We start from the raw sequence: 17239 nt of genomic DNA on the forward strand, positions 1-17239 counted from the left end.
AATTCCGGGTGAAACCCCTGGCCAAGGCCCGGGGCGCGGCACCGGGCGGGTCCGGGCTACTGCTGGTGCAGGCCGCGGCCCGCCAGGCTGAGGAAGGCCTCACCGACCGCCTCCGACAGCGTCGGGTGGGCGTGGACGTGCCGTGCCACATCGCCCGGTTCCGCGTCCCAGCCCACGATCAGCTGGCTCTCCGCGATCATCTCCGACACGTGCGGCCCCACCAGGTGTACGCCCAGCACCCGCCCGTCCCGCTCCGCCACCACCTTCACCGTGCCGCCCTGCCCGTGCACCATGCCCTTGGCCACGGCGGTCAGCGGCATCGTGTTCACCACCACGTCGTACGCCGCCTCGCGCGCCTGTGCCTCCGTCAGCCCGACCGCGGCGGTCTGCGGGGCCGAGTAGGTCACCCGCGGCACCGCCGCGTAGTCCACCGGCGCGCTCGCCACCCCGGCCAGGGTCTCCGCGACCAGCAGGCCCTCCGCGAAGGAGGCGTGCGCCAGCCCGAGCGAGGGCGGCGGCAGCAGGTCGCCCACCACGTGGATCCCCGGGACGGCGGTCTCCAGCCGGGACCAGTCGGCCGGGGCCACGAACCCCCGTCCGTCGGTCGCCAGTCCGGCCGCCGCGAGGTCCAGCCCGTCGGTCACCGGGACCCGCCCGACCGCCACCAGCAGGCGCTGCGCCCCGATCTCCCGCAGCTCCCCCCGCGCGGTGCGCACGGTGGCCCGGACCCCGCCGGAGGCGAGCCGCTCGGCCCCCTCCAGCCGGGCCCCGGTCTGCACGTCGATCCCGCGCTTCTTCAGGCCCCGCGCCAGATGCCGGGACACGTCCGCGTCCTCCAGCGGGACCAGCCGGTCCGCGGCCTCGACCAGGGTCACCTCGGCGCCCATGGAACGGTGGAAGGACGCGTACTCCACCCCGATCGCCCCGCCGCCCAGCACCAGCACCGAAGCCGGCAGGCCGGGTGCGAACAGCGCGTCGTCACTGGTCACCACCGTGTGGCCGTCGGGCTCGAGGCCCGGCAGGATGCGCGGCCGGGACCCGGTGGCCAGCACGATGCCCCGGGCGGCGGTGAACTCCCGCCCGTCCCCGGTCCGTACGGACCGCGGTCCGGTCAACCGGGCGCCGCTGCGCACCACCCGCACCCCCGCGTGTTCCAAGTGCCCTTCCACGCCCTTGTGGTTGCGGGAGACGATGTCGTCGCGGGTGGCGGTCAGGGCCGACCAGTCGACCGACTCCACGCTCGCCCGGACCCCCCAGCGCTCGCGCGCCTCGGCTATGCCGTCGACGAGTTCCGCCGCGTGCAGCATGGCCTTGCTGGGGATGCAGCCCCGGTGCAGGCATGTCCCGCCGACCTTGTCGCGTTCCGCGAGCAGGACGCTCAGGCCCAGGGCCGAGGCGCGCAGGGCGGTGCTGTAGCCGCCCGTGCCGCCGCCGATCACGATCACATCCACTGTGCTGTCGTCGCTCATGTCCTCAGCATCCGCGGCCCGTTGGGTCAAGTCCAAGGAAATGATCTTCTGAAGGTCATGCAGGATCTTTATGCTTCGAGGTCATGAGCCTGCGCCAGATGGAGTACTTCCTGGCCGTCGTGGAGGAGTCCTCCTTCACCCGCGCCGCGGACGGTCTGCACGTCACGCAGCCCGCCCTGTCCCACCAGGTCAAGGCCCTGGAGCGGGCCGTGGGCGGCGCGCTGCTGGAGCGGATGCCCCGCGGGGTCCGGCTCACCCCCATGGGCCGCGCCTTCCTCCCGCACGCGCAGCTCGCCGTCCGCAGCGCCCGTCAGGCCGAGCGGGCCGCCCGCGCCGCCGCCGGGGTGGCCGGCGGCGAACTGCACATCGCCACCGTGCACGCCCTGGCCGTCGGCCTGCTCCCGGCCGTCGCCGCCCGCTGGCGGTCCCTGCATCCGGGGGTGTCCCTGGTGCTGCGGGAGTACGGCAGCACCGAGGCCCTGGAGGAGCAGCTGGAACGGGGCGTCGCCGACCTCGCGGTGGGCCCGGAGCCCGCGGGCTGGCCGGGACCGCTGCTGCGGATCGGCCGTGAGGAGCTGGTCATCGTCGTCCCCTTCGACGATCCGCTGGCCGGCCGCCCGGCCGTGACCCTCGCCGAACTCGCCCACCGCGACTGGATCCGCTGCGCGATGGAACCGCTGGTCGACGGTGTCCTCGTCCTCGACCGGGCGTGCGGGGCGCTCGGTTTCACCCCGCACACGGTGCTGCGTACGGAGCACACCTCGACGGCGGTACGGATGGCGGCCGCCGGGGTGGGGGTCGTCATGGCCCCGGCCCACATGGTCCGCGGCGCCGTCGGCGAGGACTGCGTCCTGCTCTCCCTCGACCCCCCGTGGCACCGGCCCCTGGCGGTCTTCTCCCGGGTCCCGCTGACCGGTGCCGCGGCCGCGTTCACGGAGCTGATCGGCGACGGGGCCGTACCGGATCCGGGCTGCCCCGGCGGTCCGCCGCACTGAGCGGTGGACGGCCCGGCCCGCGCCGGATCACCGGCGCAGCCAGACACCCACCGGGTGGCCGTCCAGCAGCGCGGCCACCTCGGCCGGACCGCTGTGCGACGCCGTGGAGTCCGCGCCCGGGGAGAAGGGGGCGAGGCGGGTCCAGGTGCCCGGAGGCAGGTGCAGGCGGGTGTCCCGCCAGCCGCCCGACGCGGCCAGCCGGTGGGAGAGCCGGGTGGCCGCCACCAGCAGCCCGGGGGCCCGGGTGAAGGCCAGCAGATGGCCGGCGGCCGGGCCCCGCGCCAGGACCGGCGCGTAGCCCCGGAAGAGCTCCGGCCGGTCCCGGCGCAGCCGCAGCAGGGTGGCCGTGAGCCCCAGCTTCTCCTCGGCCGGGTCCCCGGGGGCGGCCCCCGTGTCCAGCCGGGCCAGTGCCCGCCGGGGGAAGCGGGCCGGACGCCGGTTGTCGGGGTCCACCAGGGCCCGGTACTCCGTCTCCGCGCCCTGGTAGACCTCCGGGACCCCCGGCATCGCCAGGTGCAGCAGGGTCATGCCGAGGAGGTTGGCCCGGGCCGCCCCGGCCAGCTCCGCCGGGAGGTCGAGCGGGGTCCGGACGTACCCGGCCACGCCCGCCTCGTACTCCTCGTCCGGCTCGGTCCAGCTGGTGTGCAGGCCGGCCTCGCGGACCGCCTTGAGCAGGGCGCCGGCCAGTCGCGGCCCGGCCTCGGGGACCCGGCCGAGCCCCAGCGCGGTCTGCCGGGCCACCCAGGCCAGCTGGGGGTCGGGCCCCTCGGGGCGCCCCATCAGCTCCGGCGCCTGGGACAGCGCCGCGATCCGGGCCCGGACGTCCGCGCTGCGCTTGGTGTCGTGCGTGGACAGGACCGTTCCGGCCGCGGGCCACTCCCGGGCCAGCGCGGCGCAGTACGCGTGGAACTCGGCCGCCGACACGGCCGGGCGCCCCGGCTCCCCGCCGACCTCGGTGGCCGACAGCAGCGGCGCGTACCGGTAGAAGGCCCGGTCCTCCAGGGACTTGGCGCGCAGGGCCGCCGAGGTCTGGGCGAAGCGTGCGGCGAAGGCCGGATCCCCCAGCAGCAGCTCCCGTACGGCGGCCACCGCGCCCGGACCCGCCACCGCGGCCGCCTGCTCCAGGGCCCGCGGCGGCAGGTCCGGCTCGCCGGGATAGGGCCGGTAGACGGGAAAGGCGATCAGCAACTCCCGTACCGCTGCGGCGAGGTCCGGGCCGGCCTGGCGCTCCAGCGCCCCCAGTTCGGCGGCCAGGTCGCCGGTGAGCACCTCCCGGGCGGACGCGCGGGCCGCCTCCGGCCAGTGGGGCAGCCCGGTGGCCTCCCCGTACCGGGCCGCCAGCTCCGCGGCGCCCTCGGGGTCGGTGAACACCCCGTCCACCCGGTGGAGCGCGTCGTAGCCGGTGGTCCCCGCCACCGGCCACGCGGACGGCAGCCGCTCCTCGCGGGCCAGGATCTTCTCGACCACCACCCAGCAGCCGTCGCCCGCGGCCGCCCGCAGCCGCCGCAGGTACTCCTCGGGGTCCGCCAGCCCGTCCACGTGGTCGATCCGCAGCCCGTCCGCGACCCCGTCCCGGACCAGCTCCAGCACCTTCGCGTGGGTGGCCGCGAACACCTCGGGGTCCTCCACCCGGACCCCGATCAGCTCCGAAATGGTGAAGAAGCGCCGGTAGTTGAGGGAGGTGCGGGCTTCGCGCCACCAGGCCGGCCGGTACCACTGCGCGGCGAGCAGCTCGGGCAGCGCGAGCCCCGAGGTCCCCTCCCGCAGCGGGAACTGCTGCTCCCCGTAGCGCAGCACCCCGCCGTCGGCCCGCAGCTCGCAGGACTCCACCGGCCCGGCCAGGACCGGCAGCAGCACCTGGCCGCCGCCCGCCTCCCAGTCGATGTCGAACCAGCGGGCGTACGGTGAGCCGGGGCCGTCCCGCAGCACCTCCCACAGGGGCCGGTTCAGCCGCAGCGGGGTCGGTACCGCCATGTGGTTGGGCACGATGTCGAGGACCAGTCCGAGCCCGTGCGCCCGTGCCGCCCCGGCCAGGGACCGCAGGCCGGGTTCGCCGCCGAGCTCGGCCCGCACGCGGGAGTGGTCGGTGACGTCGTAGCCGTGCGTCGAGCCGGGCACCGCCTCCAGGACCGGGGAGAGGTGCAGGTGCGACACGCCGAGCGAGGCGATGTGCGGTACGGCTTCCTCGGCCGCCGCGAAGGGGAACTCCGGGCGCAGCTGGAGGCGGTAGGTCGACGTCGGAGTGACTGGTGTCGGAACGTCAGATTCCGATTCGGGGGTCGCGTGCGGCTGGCTCATGAGAACGTACGTACCCAACCTGCCGGATTCCGTGCCATGACCCAATGCATCCGAGTGACTGCGCCGGGTTAGTGTCGATCAAGTGGTTGGAACCGTCAGCACCTATCGAAAAGTCATCGCCCTGACCGGGCCCCTACTTCCGCTCGTCTCTTTCCTCGCCCGACTGCCCGTCGCGATGTCCCAGTTCGGGAGCTTCCTGCTGGTCGCCCAGACCAGCGGATCCCTCGCCACCGCGGGCACCGTCGGCGGCGCCCTCTCCATCGGGCAGGTCCTCTTCGGACCCGTCCTCGGCTGGCTCGCCGACCGCCACGGGCAGCGCCCGGTCGTCCTGGCCGCGGCCGCCGTCAACGCCGTGGCCACCGCCGCCCTGGTCGCCGGGGCGCTCACGCACCTGGCCACCGTCCCGCTCGCCGCGATCGGCGCCCTCACCGGAGCCTCCGTACCGCTGATCGGACCGCTCGCCCGCACCCGCTCGGTGGCGCTGGCGCACCGGGCCGGGTCCGACGAGAGCGTCGTCGGCGCCGTCCACGCCCTCGAAGGCACCCTGGACGAGGTCTCCTTCGTCTTCGGACCCGCCCTCGTCGGACTCGCCGCGCTCCTCGCGCACCCCGCCGTCGCCCTCGCCGGCGCGGCCGGCCTCGTCGCCGTCTTCGGCACCGTCTACGCGCTCCACCCGACCGCCGCCGTCACCGCGGGGCACCCCCGGACGGAGCCCGGGGGAGGGGCGCCCGCGCGGGACCGGCGCCCGGGAGGCCGGGTCCGGTCGCCCGGCGTGGTCCACGCCGTCCGCGGCTCCCTCGCCCTCCAGGGCGCGATGTTCGGCGCCTGCCAGGCGGGCATCACCGCGCTCACCATCCGGCTCGGCGTCCCCGACCAGGCCGCCGTCGTCTACTCCGCCATGGGCGTCGTCAGCGCGGTCGTCGGCATCTCGCTCGGCGCGCTGCCCGCCCGCTTCGGGCTGCGGCTGCGCTGGCGGGTGGCGACCGGCGCGGCCCTGGTCCTCTCGGTGCCCCTGCTGTTCACCGACGGCCTGTGGCCGCTGTACGCCGTCGTCACCGTGCTGGGCGCCGCCTACGCACCCCACCTGATCACCGCGTTCGCGCTCACCGAGCGGGCCGTGGCACCGGCCCGGCTCTCCACCGCGATGGCCGTCGCCGCCAGCTGCCTGGTGGCCGGGCAGGCCACGGCACTCGTCGTCTGCGGGCGCCTCGCCGAGGCGTACGGCCCCGCCGGGGCCTTCGCCGTGGCCGTCGGGGCGGCCGCGCTCTGCCTGTTGCTCGCCCTCGTCACCAAGGCGCCCGCCGCCCGGACGCACACCGCCGAGGTGCGCATCCCGGGCCCGCGGACCGGCTCCACCCCGGCGCCGGACGGGAGCGGAGCCGCCTACGCCGGGCGCTGAAGCACCACCAGGCACCGGCCCGTCAGCGCCACCCGGTCACCGGCCGCGTACTGCGGACCGGTGCCGGGTGGCAGTACGTCCGCCCGCGCCGTGTCCACCACCAGCCGCCACTGCGCGCCGTGCCCCGCCGGAACGGTGAAGTCCTGCGGCTCCGCGCCCGCGTTGAACATCAGCAGGAACGAGTCGTCGGTGATCCGCTCCCCGCGGGTGCCCGGCTCGGAGATCGCCTCCCCGTTGAGGAAGACGGTCAGCGCCCTCGCGTGCTGCGCCTGCCAGTCCCGCGCCCGCATCTCCTCCCCGTGCGGGGTGAACCAGGCGATGTCGGACAGCTCGTCGTGCGTGCCCTCCACCGGCCGCCCGTGGAAGAACCGGCGCCGCCGGAAGACCGGGTGGTCGCGGCGCAGCCACACCATCCGCCGGGTGAACTCCAGCAGGGACGGCGCCGGCTTGCCGGGCTCCGGCCAGCGCACCCAGCTCAACTCGTTGTCCTGGCAGTAGGCGTTGTTGTTCCCCTGCTGGGTCCGGCCGAACTCGTCGCCGTGACTGAGCATCGGCACCCCCTGCGACAGCATCAGGGTGGCCGTGAAGTTGCGCATCTGGCGTTCGCGCAGCTCCAGGATCTCCGGATCCTCGGTGGGCCCCTCCACGCCGCAGTTCCAGGAGCGGTTGTGGGTCTCGCCGTCCCGATTGCCCTCCCGGTTGGCCTCGTTGTGCTTCTCGTCGTACGAGACCAGGTCGTTCAGGGTGAAGCCGTCGTGGCAGGTGGTGAAGTTGATCGACGCCAGCGGGCGCCGCCCGTCGTCCTGGTAGAGGTCCGAGGAGCCCGTCAGCCGCCCCGCGAACTCCGCGAGCGTGCGGGGCTGCCCGCGCCACAGGTCCCGTACGGTGTCCCGGTACTTGCCGTTCCACTCGGTCCACAGCGGCGGGAAGTTGCCCACCTGGTAGCCGCCCTCGCCCAGGTCCCAGGGCTCCGCGATCAGCTTCACCTGGCTGACCACCGGATCCTGCTGGACCAGGTCGAAGAACGAGGACAGCCGGTCCACCTCGTGGAACTGGCGGGCCAGCGTCGCCGCCAGGTCGAAGCGGAAGCCGTCCACGTGCATCTCGGTGACCCAGTACCGCAGCGAGTCCATGATCAGCTGGAGCACGTGCGGGGAGCGCATCAGCAGCGAGTTCCCGGTGCCGGTGGTGTCCATGTAGTGGCGCGGATCGTCCGCCAGCCGGTAGTACGAGGCGTTGTCCAGCCCCCGGAAGGACAGCGTCGGGCCCAGGTGGTTCCCCTCGGCGGTGTGGTTGTAGACCACGTCGAGGATCACCTCGATGCCCGCCTCGTGCAGGGCCCGGACCGCCGATTTGAACTCCAGTACCTGCTGACCGCGGTCGCCCGAGGCGTAGCCGTTGTGCGGGGCGAAGAAGCCGATGGTGTTGTAGCCCCAGTAGTTGCTCAGCCCGTCGTTGACCAGCCGGTGGTCGTTGACGAACTGGTGGACCGGCATCAGCTCCAGCGCCGTCACCCCGAGCTTGGCGAGGTGGCCGATGACCGCCGGGTGCGCGAGCGCCCCGTAGGTGCCGCGAAGCTCCTCGGGGAGGTCCGGATGGTGCATGGTCAGGCCCTTGACGTGGGCCTCGTACAGCACGGTGTGGTGGTACTCGTGGCGCGGCGGCCGGTCGTTGGCCCAGTCGAAGTACGGGTTCACCACCACCGAGCTCATCGTGTGCGGGGCGGAGTCCAGGTCGTTGCGCGAGTCCGGCCGGCCGAAGTGGTAGCCGTACACCGCCTCGTTCCAGCTGACCCGGCCGCTGATGGCCCGCGCGTACGGGTCCAGCAGCAGCTTCGCCGCGTTGCAGCGCCGGCCGCGCTCGGGCTCGTACGGGCCGTGCACCCGGAACCCGTAGCGCTGGCCCGGCATGACGCCGGGCAGGTACGCGTGGCGGACGAAGGCGTCCGTCTCGCGCAGCTCCACGGCCGATTCCGACCCGTCGTCGTGCAGGAGGCACAGCTCGATGCGTCGGGCGGCCTCCGAGTAGACCGCGAAGTTGGTGCCGGCGCCGTCGTACGTGGCACCCAGCGGATACGCCTGTCCCGGCCAGACCTGCATAGATAACGACTCTTCCCTCGTTGCCCGAAGATGTCCCGGCTAGACCCGGCGTGGACCCAAGTCCCTGCCAGATCTTCCCCGAAAGAGGGGCCGCAAGCGCGGACTTGGGAGGGGTCCTACCGGGTGACCCGCAGAGCTGATATGCGGGTCAGCGGACTGTCTGCGCATCGGATAATGGGTCAACGGACAGCTCCCGTACGGGCCGTCGGGCTGCACCGGGCCGTGCGCGCGGAGTACCCTTCCGTGATCACTGGAGACGGGCGTCCAGACGCAGAAGGCGGTGCACGGGTGAGCTCGGGAGGTCTGGAGCTGCCCCCTGGTGACAGCAGTCACGAGGGTGGCCCGGCGGACGCCCCAGGAGGTGTCCCCGGCGGGACCCCCTCGGGGATCCCGGCCGGGGCGGTCTCCCTGGCGGGCGGACCGGCGGAGGCCGGGACCGCGGGGACCGGCGTGGAGCTGGACTGGGGCGCGGAGGCCTGGAGCGAGGTCCGGACCCGGGCACAGCGGGCCGGCCGTGCGTACATCTGGCTGAATCTCATCGAACAGCGGCTGCGCGCGGTGGTCGGGGCGGTGCTCCGGCCGATCTACGAACCGGTGCACGGCACGGACGACTGGGTCGTCGCGGCCGCCGGGCCCGCCGGACAGGAATGGGTGCAGCGGGCCGTGGCCGTGCGCGAGGTCAGCCGGCGCAAGGGCTACCTGCTCGACTCCGCCGACGACAACGTGCTGAGCTTCCTGACCCTGCCCCAGCTGCGGGAGCTGATGGTCCAGCACTGGCCGTGCTTCGAGCCGTACTTCGACGACCGGCGCGAGATCGAGCTGGCCCTGGACGAGCTGGAGGTCACCCGCAACGTCGTCTCCCGCAACCGGGCGCTGTCCCGGCCCGTGCTGGAACAGGCGGAGCGGGCCTCGGCGCGCCTGCTGGAGGTGCTGGGCGGGGTCTCCGGCAGCCCCTCCGCGGAGCGGCTGCCGATCGACGCCGTCGAAGACCTCGTGGGCGACCGGTACGCGGACGTCATCTCCGTCCACCCCGACCGGGTACGGCTCCAGCGCCAGCTCCCGGCCGAGGACCTCTTCGGGGGTGCGCGGCGGCTCGACGCCATCGGCATAGGGCTCAACCTGCTGGTCCAGAACTTCTCGGGCCGAAGACTCGTCCGGCTCACGGAGGCCGGGTGCCGGGTGCGGCTGCTGTTCCTGAACCCGGCGAGCAGCGCCGTGAAGCGGCGCGAGCGGGAACTGGGGCTGCGCAAGGGCGAGCTGAGCCGCTCGGTGGAGATGAACATCCTGCACGTCCGCCGGGTCCGGGCGGGTCTGCGGGACCCCTCCCGCTTCGAGATCCACGTCTTCGACGAGACCCCGCGGTTCACCGCCTACCTGGTGGAGGGGCAGGCCTCGGGCATCGCGGTGGTCCAGTCCTACCTGCGGCGGGCGCGCGGCATGGAGTCGCCCGTCCTGGTGCTGCGGGGCGGCGGCCGCGGGGTGCCGAAGGACGCGGAGCACGGACTGTTCACGACGTACCGGGAGGAGTTCGAATCGATGTGGGAGGACTCCCGGCCGGTGTCCTGACCCGCGGCCCGGCGGCCCCGGCGGCCTGGCTGTCAGTGCCCCGTGGCAGGCTGAAACCCGTTGACCGAAGGTGTACGGGGGAGGGGCACGGGGTGGAGGACTGGCACGGCATGGGGGACTGGCACGGCGGTGTGCTGATCGGATTCGACCTGGAGACGACCGGCACGGAGCCGGGGGAATCGCGGATCGTGACGGCGGCCCTGGTCGAGGTGCGCGGCGGAACGGTGCGCGAGCGGCGCGGCTGGCTCGCCGATCCCGGGATACCGATCCCGGAAGGGGCCTCGGCCATCCACGGGATCAGCACGGAGCGCGCGGTCGCCGAGGGGCGCCCGGTGCGGGAGGTCGCGGACGAGGTCGCGGGGGCCCTGGTCGGACACTGGCGTGCCGGAGCGGTGGTGGTCGCGTACAACGCGGCCTTCGACCTGACCCTGCTGAGCGCCGAGCTGGCCCGGCACGGGCTGCCCTCGCTGGCCGACCGGCTGGACGGGGCACCGACCGGGCCGGTGGTGGACCCGCTGACCATCGACCGGGCCGTGGACCGCTACCGGCGGGGCAAGCGGACCCTGGAGGCGGTCTGCGGGGTGTACGGGGTCACCCTCGACGCCGCGCACGACGCCGGGGCGGACGCGCTGGCCGCGGTCCAGGTGGCCCGTGCGATAGCCGAGCGGCATCCGGAGGTGGCCGCGCTCACGCCGGCCGACCTGCACGCACGGCAGAGCACCTGGCACGCGCGCTGGGCCCGGGACTTCCAGTCGTACCTGCGCCGCCAGGGCACCCCGGACGCGGTGATCGACGAGGCCTGGCCGCTCCGGGGCCTGGTCCCCGCGTAGGAGGCGTCCTGTCGGTCCTCGCCCCCCGGGCCGGGCCCGGCAAGATCCGGAAGAGACGGCCTAGAACGAGTGCCACCGGGTTTGCCGGTCGCCGTCCCTGAGGGAGGCCACGCGGCGGCGGAACTCGGCCCGTGCCCCCGGGTCGGCCGGGGCGTGCTGGGCGACCCAGGCGCAGCTGGCCGTCTCCCGGGCGCCGCGCAGGACCGCGCAGCCCTCCCAGTCGCGGACGTCCCACCCGTACGCCGTCACGAAGGCCTCGTACTCCTCGGCGGGCAGACCGTACCGGTCGCGGGAGAGCGCCATCACCACCAGGTCGTGCTCGCGCAGATCGGCCGACACGGTCTCCAGGTCGACCAGGGCAGGGCCGTCGGGGCCCACGTGGACGTTGCGGGGCAGGGCGTCGCCGTGGACCGGGCCCGGGGGCAGCCGCGGGGTCAGGGCCGCCAGCTCGGCGGCGTACGCGTCCCGGCGGGCCCGCAGATAGGCCGCGTCGGCCGGGTCGACGGCGCCCGCCGCCAGCCGCAGCCAGCGCTCGACCCCCTCCAGCAGGTTCCGCGCGGGCAGGGCGAACGGCGGCTCGGGCAGGGCGTGCACGAGGCGCAGCAGATCCGCCAGGTCCCCGGGCCCCGCGGGCCGCACCGCGTCCGGGAGCCGGTGCCACAGGGTCAGCGGATGCCCGTCCACCAGCCGCGGCTTCGGCTCGGCCGCGCGGACCGCCGGGATCCCGGACGCGGCGAACCAGCCGGCCACCGCGAGTTCCCGCTCGGCCCGCTCCAGCAGCGCGGCCTCCCGGCCCACCTTCACCACCAGGTCGCCGACGGCGAAGACCGCGTTCTCGCCGAACGCGAGGAGCACCGCCGCCCCGGGCGCGCCCCCGGTCAGGCCCGCCGCCGCCAGTACCCGCCTCGCCCGTGCCTCGTCCATACCGCCGCTCCCGCCCCTCCCGTGGATCCGCTGCCGCCAGCCAGTATGTGGTGGCTTCCGGCAGGTGGCCCGATCCTGGAGTCATGTGCGCCGAACACGACGGACGCGCCGACCGGGGCCCCTCGGTCGTGACCCGGCGCGCCCTGCGCACCACCCTCTCCGCGTGCGTCTCGTTCTTCGTCTGCCTGTACGCACTGGACCGGCCGGTGGCGGCGACGTACGCGCTGTTCGCCGCGGTGTCGATGGCGGCCCTCTCCCACATCCCCGGCACCGGGCGCCAGCGGGCGGCCGTCATGGTCAGGGCGACGCCCGCGGCCTGGCTGCTGCTGACGATCGGTACCTACCTCGCGATCCGGACCTGGACCGCCGTGGTCGGCATGCTCCTGATCGGCTTCGCCCTGGCCTTCGTGGCGGCGGCCGGGCCCCGCGCGGCGGGCGCGGCCCCCGGTCTGCAGCTGCTCTACATCCTGCCGTGCTTCCCGCCCTACGCACCGGACACCCTGGTCGAACGGCTCGCGGGGGCGACCTTCGGCCTGCTGTTGCTGGTCCTCGCCGAGGTCTTCGTCCTGCCCGAGGAGCCCGGGCCCACCTACCGGCAGGTGGCCGCCCGGGCGGCCGACACCGCCGCCCGCTGTGCCGCGGAGCTGGGCCGCGCCCCGTACACGCTGTGCGCCGCCTCGGCGGAGACGGCCCGGGCGGCCGGCGAGTCGCTGCGGCCCTTCCGGACCGACGGAGCCGACCGGCCCGCCGGGCCGGGGCTGCGCGAACGCGCCCTGGCCCACGTGGGCCTGGCCGCCCGCACGCTCCTGGGCCGCATGGCGAACCTGCCCCCGGCGCCCCCGGAGCCGCCGCCCCCGGACCGGCCGCCGGAGGTGGCGGAGGCCGAGGTGCTGAGCGCGGTGGCCCGGGCCGTCACCGAGACCTCGGCGGTGCTGGACGGCGGGGCCGACACGACCGAAGCGGCCGACGCCCTGCGGCGCGTACGGAAGGAGGCGGCGTCGGCGGCCGAGCGGGAGCCGCCGACGACGGTGGCGCGGGGCCGCCGCCGGGCGGCCGTGCTGGAGGTGGCCGACGCCGCCGTGGCCCTGACGACGGCGGCCGAGCTGGCGGTCCGGGGCCGGCACGCGCGAAAGCCCGCCGGAGCCGACGCCGGGCGCTTCTGGTACGCCGGCCAGCTCGCGCCGCGCCTGTGGTGGCACCGGATGGCGGGACATGCCGGGCCCCGGTCCGTGTACTTCCAGAACGCCGTACGGATCAGCCTCGCGCTGGCCGCGGCCCGCACGATCGCGGGCGTGGACTCGCTGCCCCACGGCTTCTGGGCGATGCTGGCCGTCCTCAGCCTGACCCGGACGACCGCCTCCCAGACCCGGGCGACCGTACGGGTGGCCATCACGGGCACCCTGCTCGGAGCCCTGGTCACCGGGGTCCTGCTGGCCCTCATCGGCAGCCACACCACCATCTACGCCATCGCCCTGCCGTTCGTGATGCTCACGGCGTTCCGGGTGGGGCCGGTCAAGGGCGTGGGCTGGGCCCAGGGCATGTTCACCCTCGTGGTGGCCTTCGTCTTCGCGCAGCTGGCCCCCGTGACCTGGCAGCTCGCCGAGGTCCGGATCCTGGACGTGATCATCGGCAGCCTGATCGGCGTCGTGTTCGGGGTGCTCGCCTGGCCGCGCGGGGCGCAGCGCGAGCTGCACCGGGCGGTCGCCCTGCTGCTGACGAGGGAGGCGGAGACCGTCGAGCGGACCACGGCCGCCGTGGTGGAGGGCGGGCCGGGGCAGGCCCCCGACGACCAGCCGCTCCAGCACGCGCTGATCATGGCGGAGTCCGCCTTCGCGCAGCACCAGAGCGAGCCCCGCACCACCGAGGAGCCCACGACGGACTGGCACGCGGCCATGATGACGGGCCACCACGTGCTGTGGGGTTCGCGGCGGCTCGTCGTCCGCGGCGGCCCGGCCGTGGGGCCCGACAACGGCGCCCGGCTGGACGGCCGGGCGGCTGGGGTGGCCGGCCGGATGCGGGAGGCGGCCGGGCGGGCGGGCGCGGATCCGGCGGCCCGGAAGGTTCCGGAGACCGCGGACGTCCCGGATCCGCCGAGCGCGCCGCCGCCGGGCGGGCCCACCGGGGACGATCCGCCGGGTGTCTCCTCGCCGCGGTTCTTCGCCGCGCTCGTCTGGCTCGACTCGCTCACCGTGGACGTCGACCGCATCACGGCACCGGACCACCCGTCCGGCTCATCCGGCTCATCCGGCGCGTCCCGCCCGTCCGGCCCGGCGTGAGCGGCGGAAAAGATATTGCACGAGACGTATCGTCTCGTTTATCGTTCGATCATGACCGCAGCCAAGCCCGCCCATATCGCCATGTTCTCCATTGCCGCCCACGGGCACGTGAACCCGAGCATCGAGGTGATCCGCGAACTCGTGTCGCGGGGCCACCGCGTCAGCTACGCCATCCCCGCCTCCTTCGCCGAGAAGGTCGCGGAGACCGGCGCCACGCCCGTGATCTACACCTCCACCCTTCCGACCGACGACGAGCCGGAGGCCTGGGGCAGCGAGCCGATCGACCACCTGGAGCTGTTCCGGAAGGACGCCGTCCAGGCGCTCCCGCAGCTCGCCGCCGCCTTCGAGGGCGACGAGCCGGACCTCGTGCTCCACGACATCACCTCCTACCCGGCGCCCGTGCTCGCCCATCGCTGGGGCGTCCCCGCCGTCTCCCTCTCCCCGAACCTGGTCGCCTGGGAGGGGTACGAGCAGGAGGTGGCCGAGCCGATGTTCGCCGAGCTGAAGGCCTCCGAGCGCGGCCGGGCGTACTACGCGGCCTTCGCGGCCTGGCTCACCGAGAACGGCCTCGGCGACGACGTCGACCGCTTCCAGGGCCGCCCGCGGCGCAGCATCGTCCTCATCCCCCGTGCGCTCCAGCCGCAGGCCGACCGTGTCGACGGGTCCGTGTACACCTTCGTCGGAGCCTGCCAGGGCGACCGCAGCGCCACCCAGGGCACCTGGCAGCGGCCCCCGGCCGCCGAGGGCAAGAAGATCGTGCTCGTCTCGCTCGGTTCCGCCTTCACCAAGCAGCCGGCCTTCTACCGCGCCTGCATCGAGGCCTTCGCGGACCTGCCCGACTGGTATCTCGTCCTCCAGATCGGCACGTTCACCGACGAGGCCGACCTGGGCCCGGTTCCCGCCAACGTCGAGGTCCACCGCTGGGTTCCCCAGCTGGACATCCTGCACCGGGCCGACGCCTTCATCACCCACGCGGGCGCCGGCGGCAGCCAGGAGGGGCTCGCCACCGCCACTCCGATGGTCGCCGTCCCGCAGGCCGTCGACCAGTTCGCCAACGCCGACATGCTGGTCTCCCTCGGCGTGGCCCGCCACGTCCCGATGGCGGACGCCGACGCCGCGACCCTGCGCGAGGCGGTCCTCCACCTGGTCGCCGACCCCGAGGTCGCCGCGCGGGCGGAGGCCGTCCGCGCGCAGATGGCGACCGAAGGCGGCACACGACGGGCGGCCGACCTCATCGAGGCCGAATTGCCGTAGGCGGGTTCCAGGACGGAACCGAGCGCGCCGCACCGACCCGGGCGGCCGTCGCGCACACCCGCCGGAGCAGGTAGTGCAGCTGGGTGCGCTCACCCTTCGTGAGGGACGCCAGCAGGGCCTCCTGCACCGACTTCATGTCGTCCTGGACCGTCGTCAGTGCCGCCGCACCCGCCGGGGTGAGCGTCACCACCTCGTGGCGCCCGCCGATGTTGACGACCATCACCTGCACCAGGCCCTGCGCCAGGAGATCGCGGACCGCCCGCGCGACGTCGGCCGACGGCACGTCCGACTGCGCGGCGAGATCGCGCCGGGCGTGCGGCCCCCATTCGGCCAGCCTGCCGAGAACCGAGTGGTGCAGGGGGCTCAACCCGCCTGCTCGCAAACGCTCGGTCGCCAACGCGTCCGCGGCCCTGCCCGCCGCGGCCAGGAGATGCACGGTCTGCTCGGAGGGACTCGACGACCCACTCCCCCTGTCGTACACGCCGCATCCAATCGCCGGGGAGGGGGATGCCACCTTCGACCCAGGACACGCGGACGGCGTCGCCCACGGCACTCCGTGCGCCGGGTACGGGGCACGTCGGCTCCGGAGCCACCCGGCATGCCGGGCCTGGAGGGACAGGTGACGTAAACCTGGGCGCAGCTTACTTACGCCCGGCCGATCGGTCTACATCGACGTCGACACGCCCTGGGCGACGCGGTCCCCCAGAAGGTCCCGGGCGGCGAACTCCACGTACTCGTGGAGGCCGTACGCCAGGAGCAGACCCAGCAGGGCGCAGACCGTCACCGCCGTCACCAGGCCGGCCACGGCCGCCTGGGTCCCGCGCGTCTGCGGTCGGACCGGTACCGGCTGCAGCAGGGCTTCGACCCGCTGCGGGACCGGCCCGGTATTCACCGAGAGCGCGGGGCCGCGGACCATGCCCCTTTTCCCGGCGGACGCGGCGGACGCGGTGGACGAGGCGGCCAGCGCCGCGCGTGCGATCGCGGTCGCCGCCAGCCGCCGGTCGCCCACCGACGAGGCCGCCGACTCGTCCGCCCACCGCTCCAGGTGGAAGTCCAGCGCCGGGCGCAGGGCTCGCAGGGCGGGGTGCACCGCGGTGGCCAGGTGGGTGGTGACCGACCACAGGTGGTGGCGGCCCGTCAGATGGGCCCGCTCGTGCCCGAGCAGCACCTCGCGCTCCGCCGGGCCCAGGGTCTTGAGCATGCCCGTCGTCACGACGACCCGGCCGCCGCGCCCGCGCCATCCCGGCAGCGCGAAGGCCTGCGGCTCGGGATCCGGTACGACCAGGAGATCGCCGTCGGACACCGCGTCGCCGGTGCACGCCCAGGCGCGGGCGAGCAGCGAGCGGCGCTCGTACCAGCGGCGGAACAGCAGCACCGCCTGTAAGGCCAATACCGCACCGGCGGCCGCGGCCACCGGCACGGCGGCCGGCCATTCGGCAGCCGCCTGTGACAGCGGGATCTGTTCGAAGGTGGCGAGGAGCGGCACGTGGAACAGGCCGACGAGCGCTGCCACGGTGGCGCCCGCCAGCAGAACGGCGGTTCCGGTCAGCGCCGCGCACGCTTCCCTCGGCGGCAGGAGCGCGGCCAGCCGGCGGCCGGCCGGCACCGCGGCCCAGGGAAGCGCCAGGGTCAGTACGACCACGGCCAGAACCAGGGTCATTCGCCGTCCCCGGACCCCAGGAGCAGACGCCTCAGGGCTTCCTCGTCGTCGCCGGACAGCGAGGAGACGAACCGCTTCAGTACGAGGTCGCGCTGCGGCTCCCGCTCCAGCTCGCGGCGCATGCGCCCGGCCGCCAGCCCGGCGGCGTCGTCCGCGGCGGTGTAGGCGAAGCCCCGGCCCTCGCGGGTGCGCACGACCGTCCCCTTCTCGTAGAGGCGGGTGAGGATCGTCGTCACCGTGGTCCTCGCCAGGTCCCGGGCGAGCGCGGCGTTGATCTGCTGCGGCGTCAACGGCTGCTCGGCCGCCCACAGGACCGCCAGCACGTCCGCGACGAGTTCACCGTGCGGACGCCTCGCGTCCCCGCCGTCCTCCACCATCCCGTTACCGCCCTGCCGCCGCCCGGGGCCGATGCACCCGGCCGTTGATGAATAGGTTTGCCTTACCAACTGTACGGGGGCGCGGATCGCCC

At 74.6% G+C, this 17239-nt stretch carries 13 protein-coding genes; 6 read left to right on the forward strand and 7 right to left on the reverse strand.

Translation table 11 applies throughout. The features are described from left to right. Positions 1–56 precede the first annotated feature (56 nt). Positions 57–1469 (reverse strand): dihydrolipoyl dehydrogenase, encoded by a 1413-nt coding sequence (gene lpdA, locus JYK04_RS32205; protein WP_189739445.1) that lies wholly within the window; start codon positions 1467–1469, stop codon positions 57–59. An 83-nt stretch (positions 1470–1552) separates the two neighbouring features. Between lpdA and JYK04_RS32210 the strand changes: the two genes are divergently transcribed. Next, on the forward strand, positions 1553–2464 hold the full coding sequence (locus tag JYK04_RS32210; protein ID WP_189739448.1) for a LysR family transcriptional regulator: 912 nt from the start codon (positions 1553–1555) through the stop codon (positions 2462–2464). 27 nt (positions 2465–2491) lie between these two features. Here JYK04_RS32210 and treY read toward each other — a convergent pair whose 3' ends face one another. Continuing rightward, positions 2492–4762, reverse strand: a complete 2271-nt coding sequence (gene treY, locus JYK04_RS32215) for a malto-oligosyltrehalose synthase (protein ID WP_189739451.1) — start codon at positions 4760–4762, stop codon at positions 2492–2494. Between the two features lie 82 nt (positions 4763–4844). On the opposite strand from treY, the gene JYK04_RS32220 reads away from it, so the two are divergent. Next, entirely contained in the window at positions 4845–6161 is a 1317-nt protein-coding gene (locus JYK04_RS32220; protein ID WP_189739454.1) for an MFS transporter, read from the forward strand. Here JYK04_RS32220 and glgX read toward each other — a convergent pair. Beyond that, positions 6146–8260 carry a glycogen debranching protein GlgX gene (gene glgX, locus JYK04_RS32225; RefSeq protein WP_189739458.1) on the reverse strand — a complete coding sequence of 705 codons (2115 nt, stop codon included), beginning with the start codon at positions 8258–8260 and terminating at the stop codon, positions 6146–6148. The two genes, JYK04_RS32220 and glgX, sit on opposite strands and share 16 nt — an antisense overlap. A 288-nt stretch (positions 8261–8548) precedes the next feature. On the opposite strand from glgX, the gene JYK04_RS32230 reads away from it, so the two are divergent. Continuing rightward, entirely contained in the window at positions 8549–9826 is a 1278-nt protein-coding gene (locus JYK04_RS32230) for an SAV2148 family HEPN domain-containing protein (protein ID WP_189739461.1), read from the forward strand. Between the two features lie 110 nt (positions 9827–9936). After that, positions 9937–10656 carry a 3'-5' exonuclease gene (locus JYK04_RS32235; RefSeq protein WP_189739616.1) on the forward strand — a complete coding sequence of 240 codons (720 nt, stop codon included), beginning with the start codon at positions 9937–9939 and terminating at the stop codon, positions 10654–10656. Positions 10657–10716: 60 nt separating this feature from the next. On the opposite strand, the gene JYK04_RS32240 is transcribed toward JYK04_RS32235, so the two are convergent. Then, complete coding sequence (locus JYK04_RS32240) at positions 10717–11580, reverse strand: phosphotransferase enzyme family protein (protein WP_189739464.1); 864 nt, start codon at positions 11578–11580, stop codon at positions 10717–10719. 83 nt (positions 11581–11663) lie between these two features. On the opposite strand from JYK04_RS32240, the gene JYK04_RS32245 reads away from it, so the two are divergent. Both JYK04_RS32245 and mgt read left to right on the forward strand, forming a co-directional pair. After that, positions 11664–13856: an FUSC family protein gene (locus tag JYK04_RS32245; protein ID WP_189739467.1), complete on the forward strand. Its 2193-nt coding sequence runs from the start codon at positions 11664–11666 to the stop codon at positions 13854–13856. Positions 13857–13907: 51 nt separating this feature from the next. Beyond that, positions 13908–15110: a macrolide-inactivating glycosyltransferase gene (gene mgt / locus JYK04_RS32250; protein WP_189739471.1), complete on the forward strand. Its 1203-nt coding sequence runs from the start codon at positions 13908–13910 to the stop codon at positions 15108–15110. Here the strand turns inward: mgt and JYK04_RS32255 are convergent. The 3 genes from JYK04_RS32255 to JYK04_RS32265 all read right to left on the reverse strand — a co-directional run bounded on the left by JYK04_RS32255 (position 15088) and on the right by JYK04_RS32265 (position 17147). Then, a complete protein-coding gene (locus JYK04_RS32255) occupies positions 15088–15477 on the reverse strand; it encodes a MarR family winged helix-turn-helix transcriptional regulator (protein WP_189739474.1) in 390 nt (129 codons plus the stop codon). The genes mgt and JYK04_RS32255 overlap by 23 nt on opposite strands. A 297-nt stretch (positions 15478–15774) precedes the next feature. After that, the gene (locus JYK04_RS32260; protein WP_189739477.1) at positions 15775–16770 is read right to left on the reverse strand and encodes a M56 family metallopeptidase; all 996 of its coding nucleotides are present in this window, start codon (positions 16768–16770) and stop codon (positions 15775–15777) included. Continuing rightward, positions 16767–17147, reverse strand: coding sequence for a BlaI/MecI/CopY family transcriptional regulator (locus tag JYK04_RS32265; protein ID WP_189739481.1), 381 nt, complete (start codon positions 17145–17147; stop codon positions 16767–16769). Before JYK04_RS32265 ends, JYK04_RS32260 begins: the two co-directional genes overlap by 4 nt. Between the last annotated feature and the right edge of the window lie 92 nt (positions 17148–17239).

This window comes from Streptomyces nojiriensis, assembly GCF_017639205.1.
Taxonomy (GTDB): Bacteria; Actinomycetota; Actinomycetes; order Streptomycetales; family Streptomycetaceae; genus Streptomyces; species Streptomyces nojiriensis.